The organism is Aliivibrio logei, from assembly GCF_001691055.1.
GTDB lineage: Bacteria > Pseudomonadota > Gammaproteobacteria > Enterobacterales > Vibrionaceae > Aliivibrio > Aliivibrio salmonicida.
In genome coordinates this window covers 117,718-136,618 of the sequence record NZ_MAJU01000011.1, presented here as the reverse complement: position 1 = coordinate 136,618, position 18,901 = coordinate 117,718, and the positions used below count along the sequence as shown (strand labels likewise).

The 18,901-nt window shown below is 39.6% G+C and carries 17 protein-coding genes; 2 read left to right on the top strand and 15 right to left on the bottom strand.

Annotated features, from left to right (window positions below):
* Positions 1-143: 143 nt before the first annotated feature.
* The 10 genes from ybeD to leuS form a co-directional block, all read right to left on the bottom strand.
* Positions 144-413 carry a DUF493 family protein YbeD gene (gene ybeD / locus A6E04_RS11155; protein ID WP_012549745.1) on the bottom strand — a complete coding sequence of 90 codons (270 nt, stop codon included), beginning with the start codon at positions 411-413 and terminating at the stop codon, positions 144-146.
* A 155-nt stretch (positions 414-568) separates the two neighbouring features.
* A complete protein-coding gene (locus tag A6E04_RS11150) occupies positions 569-1,744 on the bottom strand; it encodes a serine hydrolase (protein WP_012549746.1) in 1,176 nt (391 codons plus the stop codon).
* 282 nt (positions 1,745-2,026) lie between these two features.
* On the bottom strand, positions 2,027-2,836 hold the full coding sequence (locus tag A6E04_RS11145; protein ID WP_065611369.1) for a septal ring lytic transglycosylase RlpA family protein: 810 nt from the start codon (positions 2,834-2,836) through the stop codon (positions 2,027-2,029).
* A 3-nt stretch (positions 2,837-2,839) separates the two neighbouring features.
* Positions 2,840-3,961 carry a rod shape-determining protein RodA gene (rodA, locus tag A6E04_RS11140; protein WP_065611367.1) on the bottom strand — a complete coding sequence of 374 codons (1,122 nt, stop codon included), beginning with the start codon at positions 3,959-3,961 and terminating at the stop codon, positions 2,840-2,842.
* A complete protein-coding gene (gene mrdA / locus A6E04_RS11135; protein WP_065611365.1) occupies positions 3,961-5,838 on the bottom strand; it encodes a penicillin-binding protein 2 in 1,878 nt (625 codons plus the stop codon). The genes rodA and mrdA overlap by 1 nt, the downstream gene beginning before the upstream one ends.
* 3 nt (positions 5,839-5,841) lie before the next feature.
* Positions 5,842-6,312: a 23S rRNA (pseudouridine(1915)-N(3))-methyltransferase RlmH gene (gene rlmH, locus A6E04_RS11130; RefSeq protein WP_023603633.1), complete on the bottom strand. Its 471-nt coding sequence runs from the start codon at positions 6,310-6,312 to the stop codon at positions 5,842-5,844.
* A 3-nt stretch (positions 6,313-6,315) separates the two neighbouring features.
* Positions 6,316-6,633 (bottom strand): ribosome silencing factor, encoded by a 318-nt coding sequence (gene rsfS, locus A6E04_RS11125; RefSeq protein ID WP_017023105.1) that lies wholly within the window; start codon positions 6,631-6,633, stop codon positions 6,316-6,318.
* Positions 6,634-6,681: 48 nt separating this feature from the next.
* Entirely contained in the window at positions 6,682-7,719 is a 1,038-nt protein-coding gene (gene holA / locus A6E04_RS11120) for a DNA polymerase III subunit delta (RefSeq protein ID WP_023603632.1), read from the bottom strand.
* A 2-nt stretch (positions 7,720-7,721) separates the two neighbouring features.
* Positions 7,722-8,279, bottom strand: a complete 558-nt coding sequence (locus A6E04_RS11115; RefSeq protein ID WP_175286806.1) for an LPS-assembly lipoprotein LptE — start codon at positions 8,277-8,279, stop codon at positions 7,722-7,724.
* Positions 8,280-8,521: 242 nt separating this feature from the next.
* Entirely contained in the window at positions 8,522-11,098 is a 2,577-nt protein-coding gene (leuS, locus tag A6E04_RS11110; protein ID WP_065611363.1) for a leucine--tRNA ligase, read from the bottom strand.
* A 167-nt stretch (positions 11,099-11,265) separates the two neighbouring features.
* Here leuS and A6E04_RS11105 point away from each other — a divergent pair, with 167 nt between their 5' ends.
* Positions 11,266-11,748 carry a zinc ribbon-containing protein gene (locus A6E04_RS11105; RefSeq protein WP_012549755.1) on the top strand — a complete coding sequence of 161 codons (483 nt, stop codon included), beginning with the start codon at positions 11,266-11,268 and terminating at the stop codon, positions 11,746-11,748.
* 70 nt (positions 11,749-11,818) lie between these two features.
* On the opposite strand, the gene lnt is transcribed toward A6E04_RS11105, so the two are convergent.
* The 5 genes from lnt to miaB all read right to left on the bottom strand — a co-directional run bounded on the left by lnt (position 11,819) and on the right by miaB (position 17,501).
* Positions 11,819-13,324: an apolipoprotein N-acyltransferase gene (gene lnt, locus A6E04_RS11100; RefSeq protein WP_065611361.1), complete on the bottom strand. Its 1,506-nt coding sequence runs from the start codon at positions 13,322-13,324 to the stop codon at positions 11,819-11,821.
* A 110-nt stretch (positions 13,325-13,434) separates the two neighbouring features.
* Complete coding sequence (gene corC, locus A6E04_RS11095) at positions 13,435-14,310, bottom strand: CNNM family magnesium/cobalt transport protein CorC (RefSeq protein WP_065611358.1); 876 nt, start codon at positions 14,308-14,310, stop codon at positions 13,435-13,437.
* Positions 14,311-14,379: 69 nt separating this feature from the next.
* Positions 14,380-14,841: an rRNA maturation RNase YbeY gene (gene ybeY / locus A6E04_RS11090; RefSeq protein ID WP_017023110.1), complete on the bottom strand. Its 462-nt coding sequence runs from the start codon at positions 14,839-14,841 to the stop codon at positions 14,380-14,382.
* Between the two features lie 21 nt (positions 14,842-14,862).
* Positions 14,863-15,933 (bottom strand): PhoH family protein, encoded by a 1,071-nt coding sequence (locus tag A6E04_RS11085; protein WP_065611356.1) that lies wholly within the window; start codon positions 15,931-15,933, stop codon positions 14,863-14,865.
* A 143-nt stretch (positions 15,934-16,076) separates the two neighbouring features.
* Complete coding sequence (gene miaB, locus A6E04_RS11080; RefSeq protein ID WP_012549760.1) at positions 16,077-17,501, bottom strand: tRNA (N6-isopentenyl adenosine(37)-C2)-methylthiotransferase MiaB; 1,425 nt, start codon at positions 17,499-17,501, stop codon at positions 16,077-16,079.
* Between the two features lie 218 nt (positions 17,502-17,719).
* Here miaB and A6E04_RS11075 point away from each other — a divergent pair, with 218 nt between their 5' ends.
* On the top strand, positions 17,720-18,874 hold the full coding sequence (locus tag A6E04_RS11075) for a 2-octaprenyl-3-methyl-6-methoxy-1,4-benzoquinol hydroxylase (RefSeq protein WP_175365429.1): 1,155 nt from the start codon (positions 17,720-17,722) through the stop codon (positions 18,872-18,874).
* Positions 18,875-18,901: the final 27 nt, after the last annotated feature.

Sequence of the window (18,901 nt, the reverse complement as noted above, 5' to 3'; positions counted from 1 at the left end):
GATCACACTTGATTTGAAAATTTGGCTAATGATAGCAAGGATAGAAAGGAAGGAATAGATAAGAAATGTAGGGGTATATCAAAATTTAAAAATGGCAGGTAATATTTTCTACTAAATAGTACGCTTATTACCTACCAAATATATTAAAGAACCATACGAACCATTTCGATGTCAGCAAGTTCTTTATACAGTATTTCTACTTGTTCAATCGATGTCGCCGTAATACTTACAGATACAGAGTTGTAGTTACCTTTGCCGCTTGCTTTTACGTGTGGCGTGTAATCACCTGGAGCATGACGTTGAATGACTTCAAGTACAAGGACAGGAAGGTCTTCATGAGCAAGGCCAACGGCTTTATAGGTAAATTTACATGGGAATTCAAGAAGATCTTTTAGCTTTGGTTGCTCTTGCATAACCGTCTCCAATCGAGAGTGAATAAATATTAGAAAGCAATTTTACTGTGACCTAAGTCAGATAACAAGAGTTATAAGTCATCGAGTTTACATCACTAAAAATCAGGTATAAAAAAGGCGACCTAAGCCGCCTTAATCAATTAGTTAGTCAGCGTTTAGCTTAACCAACCTTTAAATGTCAAAACAATGTAATCAATAAGACGACTGAAAATACCACCTTCATCAACATTATTTAAAGCAAGTAGAGGATACTCAGCAATATCTTCACCATCAATTTGATAGAAAAGTTTACCAACGACATCACCTTTAGATATTGGTGCTTTCAATGTTTTTTCTAGAACAAAGCTTGCTGTCATTTTCTTTGCTTGACCGCGAGGTAAGGTAACATAAGTGTCTTCAGCAACGCCAAGCGCGACTTCATCTGTGCTACCCATCCATACTTTTTCTGTTACGAAAGTTTCGTTTGCTTTGTGTGGAGAAACTGTTTCGAAGAAACGGAAACCATAATTCAGTAATTTTTTGCTTTCTGCTTTACGAGCATTACCTGATTTAGTTCCCATTACTACAGCAACTAAACGCATTTTACCTTCGGTTGCTGAACTTACTAGATTGTAACCTGCACCGTCAGTATGACCTGTTTTGATGCCATCTACATTCATGCTTTTATCCCACAATAGGCCATTACGGTTATATTGTGTGATGCCGTTATAAGTGTATGATTTTTCAGAGTATACGCGATATTCTTCGGGTACATCACGGATCAATGCTTGGCCAATTAATGCCATGTCATAAGGTGTTGAATATAGGTCGTCACGATCTAAACCATGAACGTTTGCAAAGTGTGTGTTTTGAAGATTTAATGTTTTAGACCATGCGTTCATTAGGTCAACAAAAGCGTCTTCTGAACCAGCAACATGTTCAGCCATTGCCACACAAGCATCATTACCAGATTGAACGATAATGCCTTGGTTTAAATCGCGAACTTTAACAACGCTACCGACTTCAATAAACATTTTAGAAGAACCTGGGAAGTTTTTCGCCCATGCGTTCTTACTGATGACAACATCGTCATCCATTGAAATATTACCACTCGCAATCTCTTGACCGATAACATAGCTTGTCATCATTTTGGTTAAGCTTGCAGGGTTCATACGAACATTCATGTCTTTTTCAGCCAGAACTTTGCCTGAATGATAATCCATTAGTACGTAGCCTTTTGCAGCTATTTGTGGTGCATTTGGAATAACTGCAGGAGCAGCTACAGCAACGGTGGAGCCTAAAATAAAGCTCGATAAGATGATTCGTTTTAACTGTTTAGCTGAATTTTTCATAATAATAACTTTGCACTTTGAGGTAGTGAAACTGCGTACATAATAGCAGATTTGAATATCATAACCAGATGTGTAATTAAATAACTGATTTTCTATGAGAAAGAAAGGTAATAAAAATTCATCGGCTTCATTTTTAATATGGATATATCTTATTGTATTCTAAAGACAATACGGCTAATAATTAGTTCATATAAAATTGCATTTATTACGGCTTCAGGCGATTTAGTTACAATCTTTACCTAATATTGACATTTCTGTTGATAATATGAACCAATTAGGTGTTTATTTCTTTGCTTCTTGGATGATAAACGCTGAGGTGTATTGTCCATTTTTTGCATCGAGCAATGTTTTATCGGCAATATCTCTGTCAATAAACGGACCCAGACGAACGCGATAAATCGATTTTGATTTCACAATATGTGTTGGTGAATTAAATTGTGTTTGTAGTTTTTTTGCTATTGAATTAGCACTTTGTTCACTTTTTACTGCCACCATTTGAATATAATATTGATTAGGATCGATCGCGTGCCATTCCTGAGCATTCGTTGGTTTATCGATAGAAATATATTCAATTTTTACGTTGGCTGTTCCCGTTTTTATCACATCTAATTTTGTGGCAGCAGCAAAGCTTAAATCTATTATGCGTCCTTCATGGAAAGGACCACGATCATTTACTCGAACAATGGCTGTTTTTCCATTGTCTTTATTGATGACTTTTACATAGCTTGGTATCGGAAGTGTTTTGTGTGCAGCACTCATTGAATACATATCATAAATCTCACCATTAGAGGTTTTATGACCATGAAATTTATTGCCGTACCAAGAGCTTTTCCCTTCTTGCTTAAATCCTTTAGGATCTCGAACAATAGGATAGTCTTTACCTAATAACGTGTAGTCTTTGTTGCCGTATAAGCTTTTAGGTTCATAACGAGGATGAGCATCTTCTATATGTTCCACCGAAATTGGGGTATTTGGGGCAATATCATTATCTATTTGATAACGCCCTGCATTAGGCTCATCTGTATTTTTTACTGGTGGTTCAGAAGCACAACCAACCAAAATAAGAGAAATAACCAGTAGAAGAATACGCATAAGTTAGTTTGCCTTTGAGTGTATTTTTTTATGTGTGTGTATTGACATTAAAATGCCAAATCCTGCCATCAACGTTACCATTGATGTACCGCCATAACTAACGAGGGGAAGAGGAACGCCAACGACGGGCAAAATACCACTAACCATGCCTATGTTTACAAAAATATAAACAAAAAAGCTTAAAACGACACTGCCACCCATCATTCGCCCAAAAGCGGTTTGAGCTTGGCTTGCTAAGAATAATCCTCGACCAATAATGAATAAATAGATCGTGAGCAATACCATGACTCCAATGAGTCCCCATTCTTCTGCGATAACGGCAAAAATGAAATCAGTATGGCGCTCAGGAATAAATTCGAGTTGAGACTGGGTACCATGCAACCACCCTTTGCCGAATAACCCTCCTGAACCGATAGCAATTTTAGATTGGATAATGTGATAGCCAGCGCCTAAAGGATCAGATTCTGGGTTAAATAATGTCTCAACCCTTACTTTTTGGTAAGGCCGCATCAAAAAGAACCATAGGATAGGAATGAACCCCCCAACCGCAATGGCGGCGGCAGTAATTATTTTCCAACTAATGCCCGCTAGAAAGATAACAAAAACACCTGAAGCTGCGATTAAGATAGAAGTACCTAAATCGGGCTGTTTGGCGATCATAATGGTAGGAATAAATACCATCAACAATGCGATAAACAAGGTGCGAACCGTTGGAGGAAGAGGTTTATTACCTATATATCTGGCAATCATTAAGGGAACGGCGAGCTTAATTAATTCCGAAGGTTGAAAACGAACAAATCCTAAGTTTAACCAACGTTGAGCGCCTTTAGAGGATTCACCAAAGAATAAAACCCCTAATAATAAGATTACACCAATAGCAAAGAGATAAGGTGCCGCGACCTCATAAGTTCTTGGTGGTATTTGGGCAAGTAAAGCCATAACACCTAAGGAGAGTAACATTCGCATTGCTTGCTTATCCATCATCAATAAGCTTTGCCCACTGGCACTGTACATAATGACAAGAGCACAAGCCATTAATAGTAAGATGCCAAGCAGTAAGGGCAAATCTATATGAATTCGATGGAAAAAGTCACGATTTTTTCCTGATGCGATATCAACTCTCATTATTTATTGCTCACCTCTCCTGTTGCTGGTAATAACATATGGTCAAATACACTTCGTGCAATTGGACCGCCTTGGCTAGAACCGCCGCCGCCATTTTCAAGAACGAGTGAGATGATGACTTTTGGATCTTTTGCTGGAGCAAAGCCCGTAAACAAAGCATGGTCACGTAAACGTTCTGCAATCTCATCAGCGTTATATTCTTGGCCATTTAAACCAAAGACTTGAGATGAGCCTGATTTACCTGCACTAACATAAGGAGTGCCAGCAAAAACACGTCTGGCTGTACCTTTGGCACCATTATTCACTAAGATCATGCCATCAATGGCGAGCTGCCAATAACTGTCTCTAATCCCTTCTATTGGAGGGTACGGTTCGGGTTCAAACGGGGTTTCAACGCTACCATCAATTATTGTTTTTAATAAGTGAGGTGCTTGAACTTTACCGCGGTTCACGAGTACAGAAGTCGCCTTAGCTATTTGCATCGGTGTTGCAGTCCAATAACCTTGTCCAATACCGACTGGAATCGTATCGCCTTGATACCAAGGTGTACGGAAACGAGCGACTTTCCAATCTCGAGTTGGCATATTTGCTTTGCTTTCTTCATGGATATCGATGCCGGTATAATCACCAAAACCAAATTTCATCATCCATGCTGATAAGCGGTCAATTCCCATATCAAAAGAGATTTGGTAGAAGAAAGTATCAACAGACTCTTCTATCGCTTGTTTTAAATTCACGGTTCCATGACCCCAACGTTTCCAATCTCGGAATGGTCTGGTTTTTGAGTTAGGAATACGCCAGTAGCCCGGATCATTGCGGGTGGTGAGCGGAGTAACTATCTTCTCTTCTAATGCAGAGACGGCAATAAAAGGTTTTACCGTTGACGCTGGTGGATAGATACCCAGCGTTGCTCGGTTAACTAATGGGCGATCTGGATTATTCAATAATGCGTTATAGTTTTTACTGGAAATGCCATGTACAAATAAATTTGGATCATAGCTAGGGCTTGATACCATCGCTAATACGGCACTTGTGTTTGGTTCTAATACAATTGCGGCACCACGACGGCCGTCTAATTGTTTAGCCACAAATTGTTGAATTTCGATATCAAGATTTAAAACAATGTCTTTGCCTGGGATTGGTGGAACGTATTTTAATGTACGTACTACGCGACCGCGACTGTTAACCTCGACTTCTTGATAACCCGCCGTACCATGAAGAATATCTTCGTAATAGCGTTCAATACCTAGCTTACCGATATCTCGGGTAGCTTGATAATTGGCATCTTTTTCTTCTCTAGCTAATCGAGCTAAATCTTTATCATTAATTTTTGCAACATAGCCCAGTACATGCGTAAACGTTTTTCCATAAGGATAGAAGCGTTTTAGATAAGCCTTTATTTCTACACCAGAAAATTTGTGTTGGTTTACTGAGAAAATGGCCACTTGTTCTTGGGTTAATTGAGACAGAATTGGTATGGATTTAAAACGACGAGTACGACGACGTTCTTTTGTGAAGTCATCAATATTATCTTGCGAAATAGGCAAGATAGTCTGTAATTCAGTAAATAGCGCAGACAGATCTTTCACTTTATCTGGTGTGATTTCTAAATTAAAAACAGGACGATTTTCCGCGAGTGGCATACGATTACGATCATAAATAAGGCCTCGATTTGGGGCGATAGGTACGATTTTTATGCGGTTATCGTTTGAACGTGTTTTATAATCTTGAAACTCATTGATCTGAATATTGTATAAATTAGTCAATAAGAGGCTAATGAGAACCAATATCCCGATAAAAGAGACTATTGCTCTAGAAACAAATAATCTCGATTCTGCATGATAGTCACGTATCTGTGTGCGTCTGCGCTTAAACAACTCTTATTCTCTGTGGTAAGGGTGGTTGGCCGTAATACTCCATGCTCGGTACAGACTTTCAGCCATAACTACACGAACAAGAGGGTGAGGAAGCGTTAATGGTGACAAAGACCAACTTTGCTCTGCTGCGGCTTTACAAGCGGGAGATAAACCTTCAGGACCACCAATAAGAATTGATACATCGCGAGCATCTAATTTCCAGACTTCTAATTGTTCTGCCAGTTGTTCTGTATTCCAAGGTTTACCTGGGATGTCTAACGTGACAATGCGGTTTCCTTTAGGAACGGCAGCAAGCATTGCTTCTCCTTCTTTTTGAAGAATTCGTGCTATATCTGCATTTTTACCGCGTTTACCTGCGGTGATCTCTATCAGTTCAAGAGGCATGTCTTTTGGGAAGCGACGGCTATATTCTTTATAACCTTCTTCTACCCATTTAGGCATTTTAGTGCCAACAGCAATTAATTGAAGTTTCATGGATTAGCTCCACAGTTTTTCAAGTTGGTATAGCTCACGGTGCTCAGCTTGTAAAATATGGATCATTACATCACCCATATCGACAACAACCCATTCACCTTCGGCTTCTCCATCAACGCCATAAGGGATCAGCCCAGCCTCTCTTGCTTGGTCCGATACATTTGAAGCAATTGAGCTGACGTGGCGTTTCGATGTACCTGTACATACAATCATAAAGTCTGTAATGCTTGATTTATCACGTACATCAACTGTTGTAATATTTTCAGCTTTCATGTCATCAACATGATTGAATAGAAAGTCGTGCAGTTCTTTATCTTGCAAAGTATCACCTAGGATCGATTATTTATAAGGAAGTATATCAGTGAACGTCTATGAATGAGATGGTGGAGGTGTCACTGAAATGTGAATATTACAGATATCTAAGCTTAACTGGCTAAGTTGTGGCCAACAGTTGGTATCAAAATCGGTTTTAACGGCAACTTCAAGCTGAGCTAATGATTTTATTAATGCTTGAATTTGTGTCATTGATAAGCGTTGCAATGCTGCTTGATACAATGAACGACGGTTTTGCCATACTTTATAACGATCAAAAACAGTAAACATTGCTTCACCTTGGCTGATTGCTTGTTGAAATGAGAGCAATAAGAACACTTCTTTTTGGATCGTACGTAAGAGAATTACCACTTCAACACTTTCACCTTCTAATTGACGAAGGATTCGTTGTGCACGCTTTGCTTGACCAAATAACAAAGCATCCATTAACTGGAAAGGTGTGAAGTGATTATTACGGTTTAATGCTTCTTCTATTCTAATAAGAGTTAGCAACCCATCTGGGTATAATAAAGACAGTTTGTCTAAACTTTGAGCAAGTGCAAGTAGGTTACCTTCATGCCATTGCGCTAGCATTTGTACGGCTTCTGCGTCAGGTTTTAATTTTAATAATTTACAACGTTGCTGAATAAAACGAGGTAATTGTTGGTTATCAGGGGTGTTACAAGGAATAAATAACCCTTGTTGTGTTAATGCTTTAAACCATTGGGTATTTTCTTGGCTTTTATTGACTCTTGGGCCTTGAAATATCAACAAAATATCGTCGTGTAACATAGGGACGAGTTCTTTTATTTTACTGGTGTGAGCCGCAGTTAAACCTGTATCTGGAACGGTTAATTCGATAATTTGTCTTGATGAAAATAGACTTAATGCTTGAGTGCAATCGAAGACCAGGTTCCAGTCCAACTGCTTGTCTAACGTAAATTGATGCTTTTCTTCAAAACCCTGTTGAAAACTGTGCTTACGGATTTGATCGAGGCATTCTTGTTTTAGAAGTGGTTCATTACCAAATAATAAGTAATTTTGACGTAAACCACGTTCTAAGTTTTGTACTAGCTGTTCAGGGAATACTCGCATGATTATTTTTTATTATCTGTAGAGGTAGCCATACTTTGAGTCATCTCTTTTGTTGTTACTTTAGTTTCTGTTTCGTCTTTGTTGCTAATAACGTCGGTATCATCTAATAATTCGCCATCTGCTTTTAAACGCGCCATTTGACGTAGAATTTGTTCTGCGGCTTGAGTTCGCATTTCATCTTCAATCATGTCTCGTTCAACTGATTTGGCTAATGCAGTTAATGGGTTATCAAGATAGTTACGATTTACTGTGGTGGTATAGGTTTTTAAATCATGGCCAGGAATAAGAACACTGTATTGAACCGTATAAGTCAGTTCTATTTCTGCCGCACGGCTATTTTGATAAAGCGAAAGCGTACGCTCACTTGTTGTTTCGCTGATCAGGTTGAGTGTAGGCGTTACCGTTGTCGGTGCAACTTGTTTAACCCCATTCATTCTCAGTTGTTTTTGAACATCACGGGTTAAATTACTGTATTGGTCAAAACTCGTTAATGATACTTCATGAACTTCTTCTGGAAGTAAATAGCTACCACGTAACTGGAAACCACAAGCTGAGGTCATAATAGAAAGAGCAATAATGATGACTGCGCGGATTGAAAATAGAGATAAAAGTCGTTTCACCGAGAACTCCCTCAAATGGTGATAAAAATGCTTATTTAAACGTGTTTAATAATTTGGCTCATAGTAAGCAATGATAATTAAAGCGCTTAAATAAGCATAAGCAGATAGGCTGCTTATGCTTTATAGAAATGAAATGGATAAAATAGTTCCATTTCATTTTTTATTATAGTTTAACTTTATGATCAGTTAGCTACGATGTTTAAAAGTTTACCTGGAACATAGATAACTTTACGTATAGTTAGACCATCTAGGAATTTAAGTGCATTTTCATCGTTAAGACCAAGCTCTTTCACTTGTTCTTCTGTTGCATCAGCAGCAACAATTAATTTTGCACGTAATTTTCCGTTAATCATAACAACGATTGTTTTTTCATCTTCAATCAGTGCTTTCTCATCGAATGTTGGCCATGCTGCCGTATCAATGTTTGATTCACCTAATGCTTCCCACATCGCAAAACTTGCGTGTGGAGTCATTGGGTAAAGCATAACAACAACGGCTTTCAATGCTTCATCAAGAAGAGCGCGATCTTGTGCTGATTCTTGAGGTGCTTTGTTTAGCTTGTTCATTAATTCCATGATTGCAGCAATAGCAGTGTTGAAGGTTTGACGGCGGCCAATATCATCACTTACTTTAGCAATGGTTTTATGAACATCACGGCGTAATGCTTTTTGGTCACCAGAAAGAGCAGCAACATCTAACGCTTCAGTTGCGCCTTTTGTTGTGTGCTCGTGTACTAATTTCCACACACGTTTTAGGAAGCGACTTGCACCTTCAACGCCAGATTCTTGCCATTCTAGTGTCATATCTGCAGGTGCTGCAAACATCATGAATAGACGAACTGTATCGGCGCCAAATTTATCAACCATCTCTTGTGGGTCAATACCGTTGTTTTTAGACTTAGACATTTTGATCATGCCTGAGTGTTGAACTTCACGGCCTTGATCATCAATGGCTTTTTCGATTCTACCTTTAGCATCACGTTCAATGGTAACGTCTGTTGGTGCGATCCACTCTTTTGTGCCTTTTTCATTGGTGTGGTGGAATGCATCAGAAAGCACCATACCTTGACATAAAAGTTGCTTGAATGGTTCGTTTGACGTGACATAACCAGCATCACGTAAAAGCTTGTGGAAGAAACGTGAGTACAATAGGTGCATACAAGCGTGTTCAATACCACCAACGTATTGGTCTACTGGTAACCAGTAGTTTGCTTTTTCTGGGTCTAGAATATCGTCAGCTTGCGGAGAACAGTAACGTGCGTAGTACCAAGATGATTCCATGAAGGTATCAAAGGTATCTGTTTCACGCAGTGCTGGTTCGCCGTTGAATGTTGTTTTTGCCCATTCTTTATCAGCTTTGATTGGGCTAGTTACGCCATCCATTACCACATTTTCAGGAAGAATTACGGGCAGTTGATCCGCAGGTACTGGGTGAACTTCACCGTCTTCAGTGGTTACCATTGGGATTGGGGCACCCCAGTAACGTTGGCGAGAAACACCCCAGTCACGTAGACGGAAGTTTACCGTTTTCTTGCCTTTACCTTCAGCTTCTAGTTTCGCAGCAATCGCATCGAATGCGTCTTGGAAAGCAAGACCGTCGAATTCACCAGAATCAAACAGAACGCCTTTTTCTGTGTAAGCAACGTCAGATACATCAACATCAGAGCCATCTTCTGGCTTGATTACAGGGATGATATCTAGACCGTATTTAGTTGCAAATTCGTAGTCACGTTGATCGTGAGCAGGAACCGCCATTACAGCACCAGTGCCGTAATCCATTAATACGAAGTTTGCGACATAAATTGGCACTTCACGACCATTAAGGGGATGGATAGCACGTAAGCCTGTATCCATACCTTTCTTTTCCATCGTTGCTAGTTCTGCTTCTGCAACTTTGGTATTACGGCATTCTTCAGTGAAAGCAAACAATGCTGGATTTTTTGCAGCGGCTTGTTCTGCAAGAGGGTGACCTGCAGCGATACCTACGTATGTAACACCCATTAGCGTATCAGGACGGGTGGTATACACTTCTAAAGGTGCTTCTTCGCCGTTAACAGCAAAAGATAATTCAACGCCTTCTGAGCGGCCGATCCAGTTACGTTGCATGGTTTTTACCATGTCAGGCCAACCATCAAGGGTATCTAGATCATCAAGAAGCTCTTGCGCGTACTCGGTGATTTTAATGAACCACTGTGGGATTTTCTTTTGTTCAACAGGGGTATCACAACGCCAACAACAACCGTCTTCAACTTGTTCGTTTGCTAGAACTGTTTGGTCATTTGGGCACCAGTTTACAGAAGAGGTTTTCTTGTAAACTAAGCCTTTGTTGTACAATTTTGTGAAGAACTCTTGTTCCCAACGGTAGTACTCTGGCGTACACGTTGCGAATTCACGACTCCAATCATAACCAAAGCCTAATAGTTTAAGCTGGTTTTTCATGTATTCGATGTTTTCGTAAGTCCAAGGCGCTGGTGCTGTTTTATTTTTAACAGCCGCATTCTCAGCCGGAAGACCAAACGCATCCCAACCGATAGGTTGCATTACGTTTTTGCCTTGCAGGCGTTGATAGCGAGAAACCACATCACCAATGGTGTAGTTACGAACGTGACCCATGTGTAGACGACCACTTGGGTATGGGAACATTGAGAGGCAATAGAATTTTTCTTTGTTTGCGTCTTCAGTGACAACAAATGTTTTGCTGTCGTCCCAATGTTTTTGGATCTTCTGTTCAAGATCCTGTGGATTATATTGTTCTTGCATCGATTTACCCAGTTATGTCAGTGGATCACAAAATTTGTGAGATCGGTTTGATCAGATAATACTTGATCGGCATAGAATAACGAATGGAGCGCTTATACTCAAGCGACCTGATGTCGTTTAACTAACTCTAAGCTATATTAATAATAGTGATTTCGTGGAGGTGACTTATGTCTAAGCAAAAAAAGGGTTATAACACCATCTTTGAGCATGTGATGAATGTAATGGAACGAAGCCCAGAAGAATTTCAGCGATGGGCTAAATCATCAGAAGAAGTGGTTGATGCCGCTTCTGATATGACCAAAGATGAAATGTCATTGATTTCAAATTACGTTAAGCGTGATATGAAAGAGTTTGCTCAAAACTATGAAGAGAGTAAAACAACGTTTCCTGATTCACCGTTCTACCGTCTTATTGCGGATTCTATTTGGCACGGGTTATTAGAAATTACCGATAAAACACAACTTGAATGGCGTGAAGTGTTTGATGATTTAGAACATCAAGGAGTCTATCAAGCAGGGGAGGTTGTTGGATTAGGTGTGTTGGTGTGTGAAAAATGTGGTCATAGAGAGCAGTATAATCATGCTCAAATTATTCAATCTTGTACTCATTGTGATAATAACGAATTCACTCGTTTGTCGTTAAAACCGTAGTGCGAAAATGAGGTTAGTAGATTGAATGACCTGTATTCGTATGTTTACGCATACAGGCCAAGCATTCTTTTTATTTTTGTTTACGCCAAGCGATGAGTAAAGACAGCATCACAAGTAAGTACAAAGGCCATGTTCCCCAATAGCGATATGGGGTTGTACCTGTCGTTGGAATGACCTCACCACGCAATACCGCAGTTTTGAACTGAGGAATTTGCTTAATAATGTTTCCTCGGTAATCCGTGATCGCGGTTACGCCATTATTGGTTGAACGAATAACGGGTTTTCCTGTTTCTAAAGCTCTCATCTGAGCCATTTCCATGTGCTGTAATGGACCAATAGAAGTGCCAAACCAAGCGTCATTAGAAAGCGTTAAAATGTAATCAGTTTGTTCGGTAATATTTTCTCTAACTTGTTCACCATAAACAATTTCATAGCATAATGCGGGCGCTAAATGAGATCCACTTGCTTGAATGTTTGGCTGTATATAACTACCACGGCTAAAAGAAGACATTGGTAAGTTAAAAATAGGGGCTAACGGGCGAAGTAATGCTTCAAAAGGCACAAATTCACCAAAAGGAAGTAAATGATGCTTGCTGTACCTTGGCTGCTCAAGGTAATCGTAACCATTTGTTCCATTCTTACCTAACGAGATTATATTATTATAAAAATTACCTGTCGGGCTTTGACCTACAATACCGGTAATTATAGTGCTGTTGTTCATTGTGGCAGCGCTATCAAGGTTACGAAGAAAACTTGGGATCTCACTTTCTAACGCTGGAATTGCAGCCTCTGGCCATACGATTAAATCAGCATCCCAATTTTTACGACTTAAATCCATGTATTTCATGATGGTTGGCCAACGTTCGCTTGGTAGCCATTTTAATGCTTGATTAACATTTCCCTGAATTAACGCAACTTTAGTGGCTTTCTCAGGTTGTGGTGTTACCCAATCGAATGGTTTTATTGCAAAAGACGTCGCCGCTAAAATTGCAGGAACAAGTAATAAAGTCCATTTTTTTTCTAGTAAGGCGTAAGTGATTGCACCGACAGAAATGATAATGATGGCGGTAATGCCCTCGACACCAAAAATTGGAGCCCAGGCAGAGAAAGGGCTATCTATTTGACTGTATCCAAGCCATAGCCATGGAAAGCCGGTAAAGACCCAGCCACGCAACCAATCGGTCACTAACCAAAGAGCAGGGAAAGCGAGTAAATATTTATGTAAGGAATGCAAAGAGAAAAAGCGAGTGGCTAAAAAAGCAAATAACATCGGATAAAGAGCAAGATAGCTAATAAGTCCGATCATTAGAAAAAGACTTGCAGCGATAGGCATGCCACCAAAATTATCGATGCTGATATGTATCCAATTTATGCCACTGCCAAAATAACCTATCCCCCAGAAAAAACCAATCCATGTCGATCGTTTGGTTGTTTGATTATTTAACAACAGAAATAAAACGAGTGGTGCAATAAAAGCAAAAGGCCATAAAGAATAGGGAGCAAAAGCCAATGTGGCAGCTGCACCAGAGATAATGGCAATAAGAAGGCGAATAAGGTAATGATTCAAAAATGGCATGGAAGGTCTCAAACAAATAATGAAAGAACAGTTATGTGATATCAGTCGTTGTAATTAGTCTTCAAAAGTCTGATAAAGTTCAGCCGCTTATTGCTAAGCGGCTGAGAATATTACTCTTCTTCGTGTTTCTTTTCTGATTCTTTTTCAGGAATCGTCACTTGAAGTTGTATGATGCGACGGTTATCGGCAGCGGTGACTTTAAAAGTAAAGCCTGATATTTCGATAGTTTCGCCACTTTCAGGTAAATGCCCAAAACTGGTTAATACTAAACCGCCAACGGTATCAATCTCTTCGTCACTGAAGTGTGTTGAAAAAGCGTCATTAAAGTCATCGATTTCAGTTAAGGCTTTCACAGCAAAAGTGTGTTTGCTTAACTGACGGATGTCTTTTTCTTCTTCGTCATCAAACTCATCTTCAATATCCCCAACAATTTCTTCAAGGATATCTTCAATGGTAACTAAACCAGAAACCCCACCAAACTCATCGACTACGATGGCCATGTGGTAACGCTCTTCTCTAAACTCTTTTAAAAGTTTATCAACACGTTTGCTTTCTGGTACTACAACAGCAGGTCGAATAACTTGTTCGATCTCAAAGGCTTCACAATCTGAGCCTAAGTATCTTAGTAAGTCCTTCGCAAGGAGTATTCCTTCAACATGGTCTTTATCCTCACTGATCACAGGGTAGCGTGAGTGTGACGCTTCTATGATTGTTGCTATCAGTGATTCGAGGTTTTGCGTTTTCTCTACAGTGACCATCTGGGAGCGCGGTAACATAATGTCTCGAACTCTCATTTCAGAAATTTCCATGACGCCTTCGAGCATGTCTCGGGTGTCGTGGTCAATAACTTCATTTTCCTCAGAGTCTCTAAATACATCCACCAACTCTTGGCGATCTTTAGGTTCCCCTTGGAACAGTTGTGAAAGGCGTCCTAAGAAGGACTTTCTACTCGGACCTTCTGTATTCTGTGAATTTTCGTCGTTCATGGCTTCTTTAAAAGTAGTTGCTATCAATGTGGATAGCTCACATAGGTAACTGTTGGATTATTCCAACAATTATTTCTCAGCGAGATACGGGTCTTCAAATCCCATTTCTTGCATTAATTCTGTTTCGAGTGATTCCATCTCTTCAGCTTCCTCATCTTCGATATGGTCATAACCTAGCAGATGGAGACTGCCATGTACAACCATATGCGCCCAATGTGCTAATAAAGGCTTGTTTTGTTCAACAGCTTCTTTTTCAACAACTTGACGGCAGATGATTAAATCACCAAGTAAATCAATTTCTATTTCTGGTGGTGCTTCAAAAGGAAATGACAATACATTTGTTGGTTTGTCCATACCACGATATTGATGGTTTAATTCGTGACTTTCTTTTTCATCTACAATTCGAATCGTTAATTCTGCTTGTGGCTGAAACTGAGGCAACACTGCATTCAACCAAGACATAAAATCTTTTTCTGAAGGCAAGTCTTTTTCATTTTCACATGCAATTTGTAGATCGAGTTCAATGCTCATGGTTCACCTGAAATTATTGTACTAGTTGTTTTCAGAATCGAGTAAACGTGCATCACGTTCTTCTTTTCGACGCTGTTCTTCTAGTTTACGCTCTTTTTGATCATTTGTTTCCCATTTTTCATAGGCATTTACGATACGAGCAACAACAGGGTGGCGAACTACATCATCAGCGATAAAGAAATTAAAACTAATTTCATCAACTTCTGATAATACTTCGACGGCATGACGTAAACCAGATTTCGCACCGCGAGGTAAATCTATCTGAGTAACATCCCCAGTAATAACGGCTCGGGAGTTAAAACCAATACGCGTTAAGAACATTTTCATTTGTTCTACTGTGGTATTTTGGCTTTCATCTAAAATAATAAAGGCATCATTTAGGGTACGACCACGCATGTAAGCCAGTGGTGCTACTTCAATCACATTACGTTCTATAAGCTTTTCCACTCGCTCAAACCCAAGCATTTCAAACAGAGCATCATAGAGAGGACGTAAGTAAGGATCGACCTTTTGACTTAGATCGCCAGGTAAAAAACCGAGTTTTTCACCGGCCTCTACCGCTGGGCGAGTCAGTAAAATACGGCGAACTTCTTGACGCTCAAGCGCATCGACAGCCGCAGCAACCGCTAAATAGGTTTTACCAGTGCCGGCAGGACCAATGCCAAACGTAATATCATGAGTCACGATATTAGTTACATACTGTGCTTGGTTTTCTGTTCGTGGTTTAATTAGCCCTTTCTTTGTCTTTATGAATATCTCTTTACCATAAGGTAGCGTTGTTACCGCTTCAGAGGGTTGTTCTAATACGCCAGATTCTTTTACAGCCAAATGGATTTGCTCAGGTTCAATATCGGGATATTGATTTTTAACTGGCGCAGTATCAACGTAAAGATCCCTTAAAATATCAACAGCAGCGGAAACCGTATGAGGTTGACCGACAATGGTAAAGAGATTTCCTCGATAATTTACTTCAACACCAAGCCGACGCTCAAGGTGTTTTATATTGTCGTCAAATGGACCACAAAGATTAGATAAACGCTTATTATTAGCTGGCTCTAAGGTCAACTCTAATTTGGTTGTTTTAATGCTCAATGCTGCCTCGCATAATATTGGCTATGGGTTTATCTATTATTTATTGGGGAAAAAGGGGGTTTTCTCAAGGTTAAATAAGAAAAAAGATGATCAAGTAACCTTAATCATCTTTTTTAGTGTTTGATTTTACTGAGGTGATCACATTATGGCGTAAAAGTACCTACACCAAGATCATCTTCACGGCGAGTTTTCTCTATCATCTCAGAAGGTGATACAGCAACACGTAGTCCCATGTCTTTTTCGGTACGAACTAAGGTACCGCGTAAAGAATTAGTAAATGATTCTGTAATATGAAGGTCAACAAATTGTCCAATGAGTTCTGGACTGCCTGTGAAATTCACTACGCGGTTATTTTCAGTACGAGCTCGTAGTTCCATCGGATTTCTTTTTGATGGGCCTTCAACAAGTGCACGTAGCTCTGTATTTAACATCTGACGAGAGAAGCGTGCAGATTGAAAACTGATCTGTTGTTGAAGCTCAGCAAGGCGATCTTTTTTCGTTTGCTCTGGAATATCACACGGATAATCAGCGGCTGGTGTACCAGGACGTGGAGAGAAGACAAAGCTATAACTCATGTCAAAGTCTACGTCTTTAATTAGCTTCATTGTATCTTGGAAGTCTTTTTCTGACTCACCAGGGAAGGCAACGATGAAATCTGAGCTGATTAAAATATCAGGACGAGCTTTACGCAACTTACGGATGATTGACTTGTACTCAATAGCAGTATGAGGACGTTTCATCATCGTTAGGATTCGATCTGAGCCACTTTGAACAGGTAGATGCAAGAAGCTTACTAATTCTGGTGTATCTTCGTAAACCGCAACAATATCATCACCAAATTCTAATGGGTGACTGGTTGTGAAGCGTAAACGGTCAATACCATCAATTGAAGCAACCATACGAAGTAAATCAGCAAATGAACAAATATCACCATCGTACATAGGACCACGGTAAGCATTTACGTTTTGACCTAATAGGTTAACTTCACGTACGCCTTGCTCTGCAAGTTGAGCAATTTCAAATAGCACGTCATCTAATGGACGGCTAACTTCTTCACCGCGAGTATAAGGAACAACACAGTACGTACAGTATTTTGAACAACCTTCCATGATAGAAACAAAAGCAGATACACCATCGGCTTTTGGTTCTGGAAGATTATCGAATTTTTCGATTTCAGGAAATGAAATATCCATAACGGTTTTTTCATTAGAAAGCGATTGTTTGATCATTTGTGGTAAACGGTGAAGCGTTTGAGGACCAAAAATCACATCAACGTAAGGTGCACGTTGACGAATATGATCGCCTTCTTGAGTTGCAACACAACCGCCTACGCCAATCACTAAGTCTGGTTTTTTGTCTTTTAAATGTTTCCAGCGGCCCAGTTGGTGAAACACTTTTTCTTGTGCTTTTTCACGAATTGAACAGGTATTTAATAACAGAACATCCGCTTCTTTTGGATCTTCAGTTAATTCATAACCATTTGCGGCACCTAAAAGATCGGCCATTTTAGATGAATCGTATTCGTTCATCTGGCAGCCCCAGGTTTTGATTAGCAGTTTCTTAGTCATGTAACTTTTTCACTCGTATTTTATTACTAGAATTCGGTACTGTTTTGAGAGACAAGCTCAATCAAAACGGATAGGGCGCGTATTGTACTGCTTTCCAAGCCTTATGACTAGGTATAGACAACCACGAATCTTTTATGGGTATTATTTGAGAGATGTAGATCTGAAGTAAATCGCGGTAGAATAGTTAAAATTTTTGGCTCATATAAGGACTATGGATGATGAAAGAATATGATTTCGCTATTGTTGGTGGTGGGATGGTTGGTGCCGCTGCCGCTATAGGTTTAGCTAAATTAGGTTATTTAGTCGCTATTATTGAGCATAAAGAGCCAAGTCCTTATGACAATAAACAGCCGATGGATATTCGAGTTTCTGCTATCTCTCAATCATCCGTTGACCTGCTTGAAAAACTAGGTGCATGGGAAAGCATTAAAGAAATGCGAGTTTGTCCTTATAAGCGTTTAGAAACATGGGAACACCCTGAGTGTCGAACTCGCTTTCATTCTGATGCACTTAATATGGACCAGCTTGGCTTCATTGTTGAAAATCGTCTTATTCAATTAGGGTTATGGCAGACATTCTCTTGTTATGACAACCTCCACGTTATTACGCCCACAAAAATAACCGATCTTGAGTTTTTTAGTGATCATAATGAACTGACGTTAGAGAATGGAGATAAAATTAAAGCGAAATGGGTTCTTGGTGCTGATGGCGCTAATTCTTATGTTAGACAAAAAACTAACATAGGGATTACGGCTTGGGATTATCGTCAACATTGCATGTTAATTAATATAGAAACGGAGCAACCACAACAAGATATTACGTGGCAATGGTTCACACCGTCAGGTCCTCGCTCATTTCTACCTTTACAGGGTAATAAAGGATCTTTGGTATGGTATGACTCACCAAAACGCATTAAACAGCTTTGCGCGATGAACTCGACTCAATTAGAAAATGAAATAAAAGCGTACTTTCCGAAAGAACTCGGAGAATTTACGGTAGAGCAATATGGTTCTTTCCCTTTAACTCGTCGACATGCTCAAAAATACGTTGCTCATCATTGTGTATTGCTTGGTGATGCCGCTCATACAATAAATCCTCTAGCAGGACAGGGCGTTAATCTTGGATTTAAAGACATCAAAGTGCTATTAGAAGAAGTAGAGAAAAAAGGACTGAATACAGATAGAGCTTTTAAAATGTATGAATCAAGACGAAAGATAGATAACTTAGCGATGCAAAGCAGTATGGATTTATTTTACACTTTATTTAGTAACTCTTTACCGCCTGTTAAGTTATTACGAAATATAGGGTTAAAATTAGCGGACTCGTCTGGGAAGTTAAAAACACAAGCGCTGAAGTATGCGTTAGGTTTATAGACTCAAGATATTCGTGATTAGAGTTTT

Bases quoted from the DNA above. Each gene is read 5' to 3' on its own strand.
- ybeD (WP_012549745.1), bottom strand. From the start codon at position 413: ATGCAAGAGCAACCAAAGCTAAAAGATCTTCTTGAATTCCCATGTAAA.
- A6E04_RS11150 (WP_012549746.1), bottom strand. From the start codon at position 1,744: ATGAAAAATTCAGCTAAACAGTTAAAACGAATCATCTTATCGAGCTTT.
- A6E04_RS11145 (WP_065611369.1), bottom strand. From the start codon at position 2,836: ATGCGTATTCTTCTACTGGTTATTTCTCTTATTTTGGTTGGTTGTGCT.
- rodA (WP_065611367.1), bottom strand. From the start codon at position 3,961: ATGAGAGTTGATATCGCATCAGGAAAAAATCGTGACTTTTTCCATCGA.
- rlmH (WP_023603633.1), bottom strand. From the start codon at position 6,312: ATGAAACTTCAATTAATTGCTGTTGGCACTAAAATGCCTAAATGGGTA.
- holA (WP_023603632.1), bottom strand. From the start codon at position 7,719: ATGCGAGTATTCCCTGAACAGCTAGTACAAAACTTAGAACGTGGTTTA.
- A6E04_RS11115 (WP_175286806.1), bottom strand. From the start codon at position 8,279: ATGACCTCAGCTTGTGGTTTCCAGTTACGTGGTAGCTATTTACTTCCA.
- leuS (WP_065611363.1), bottom strand. From the start codon at position 11,098: ATGCAAGAACAATATAATCCACAGGATCTTGAACAGAAGATCCAAAAA.
- A6E04_RS11105 (WP_012549755.1), top strand. From the start codon at position 11,266: ATGTCTAAGCAAAAAAAGGGTTATAACACCATCTTTGAGCATGTGATG.
- lnt (WP_065611361.1), bottom strand. From the start codon at position 13,324: ATGCCATTTTTGAATCATTACCTTATTCGCCTTCTTATTGCCATTATC.
- corC (WP_065611358.1), bottom strand. From the start codon at position 14,310: ATGAACGACGAAAATTCACAGAATACAGAAGGTCCGAGTAGAAAGTCC.
- ybeY (WP_017023110.1), bottom strand. From the start codon at position 14,841: ATGAGCATTGAACTCGATCTACAAATTGCATGTGAAAATGAAAAAGAC.
- miaB (WP_012549760.1), bottom strand. From the start codon at position 17,501: ATGACTAAGAAACTGCTAATCAAAACCTGGGGCTGCCAGATGAACGAA.
- A6E04_RS11075 (WP_175365429.1), top strand. From the start codon at position 17,720: ATGAAAGAATATGATTTCGCTATTGTTGGTGGTGGGATGGTTGGTGCC.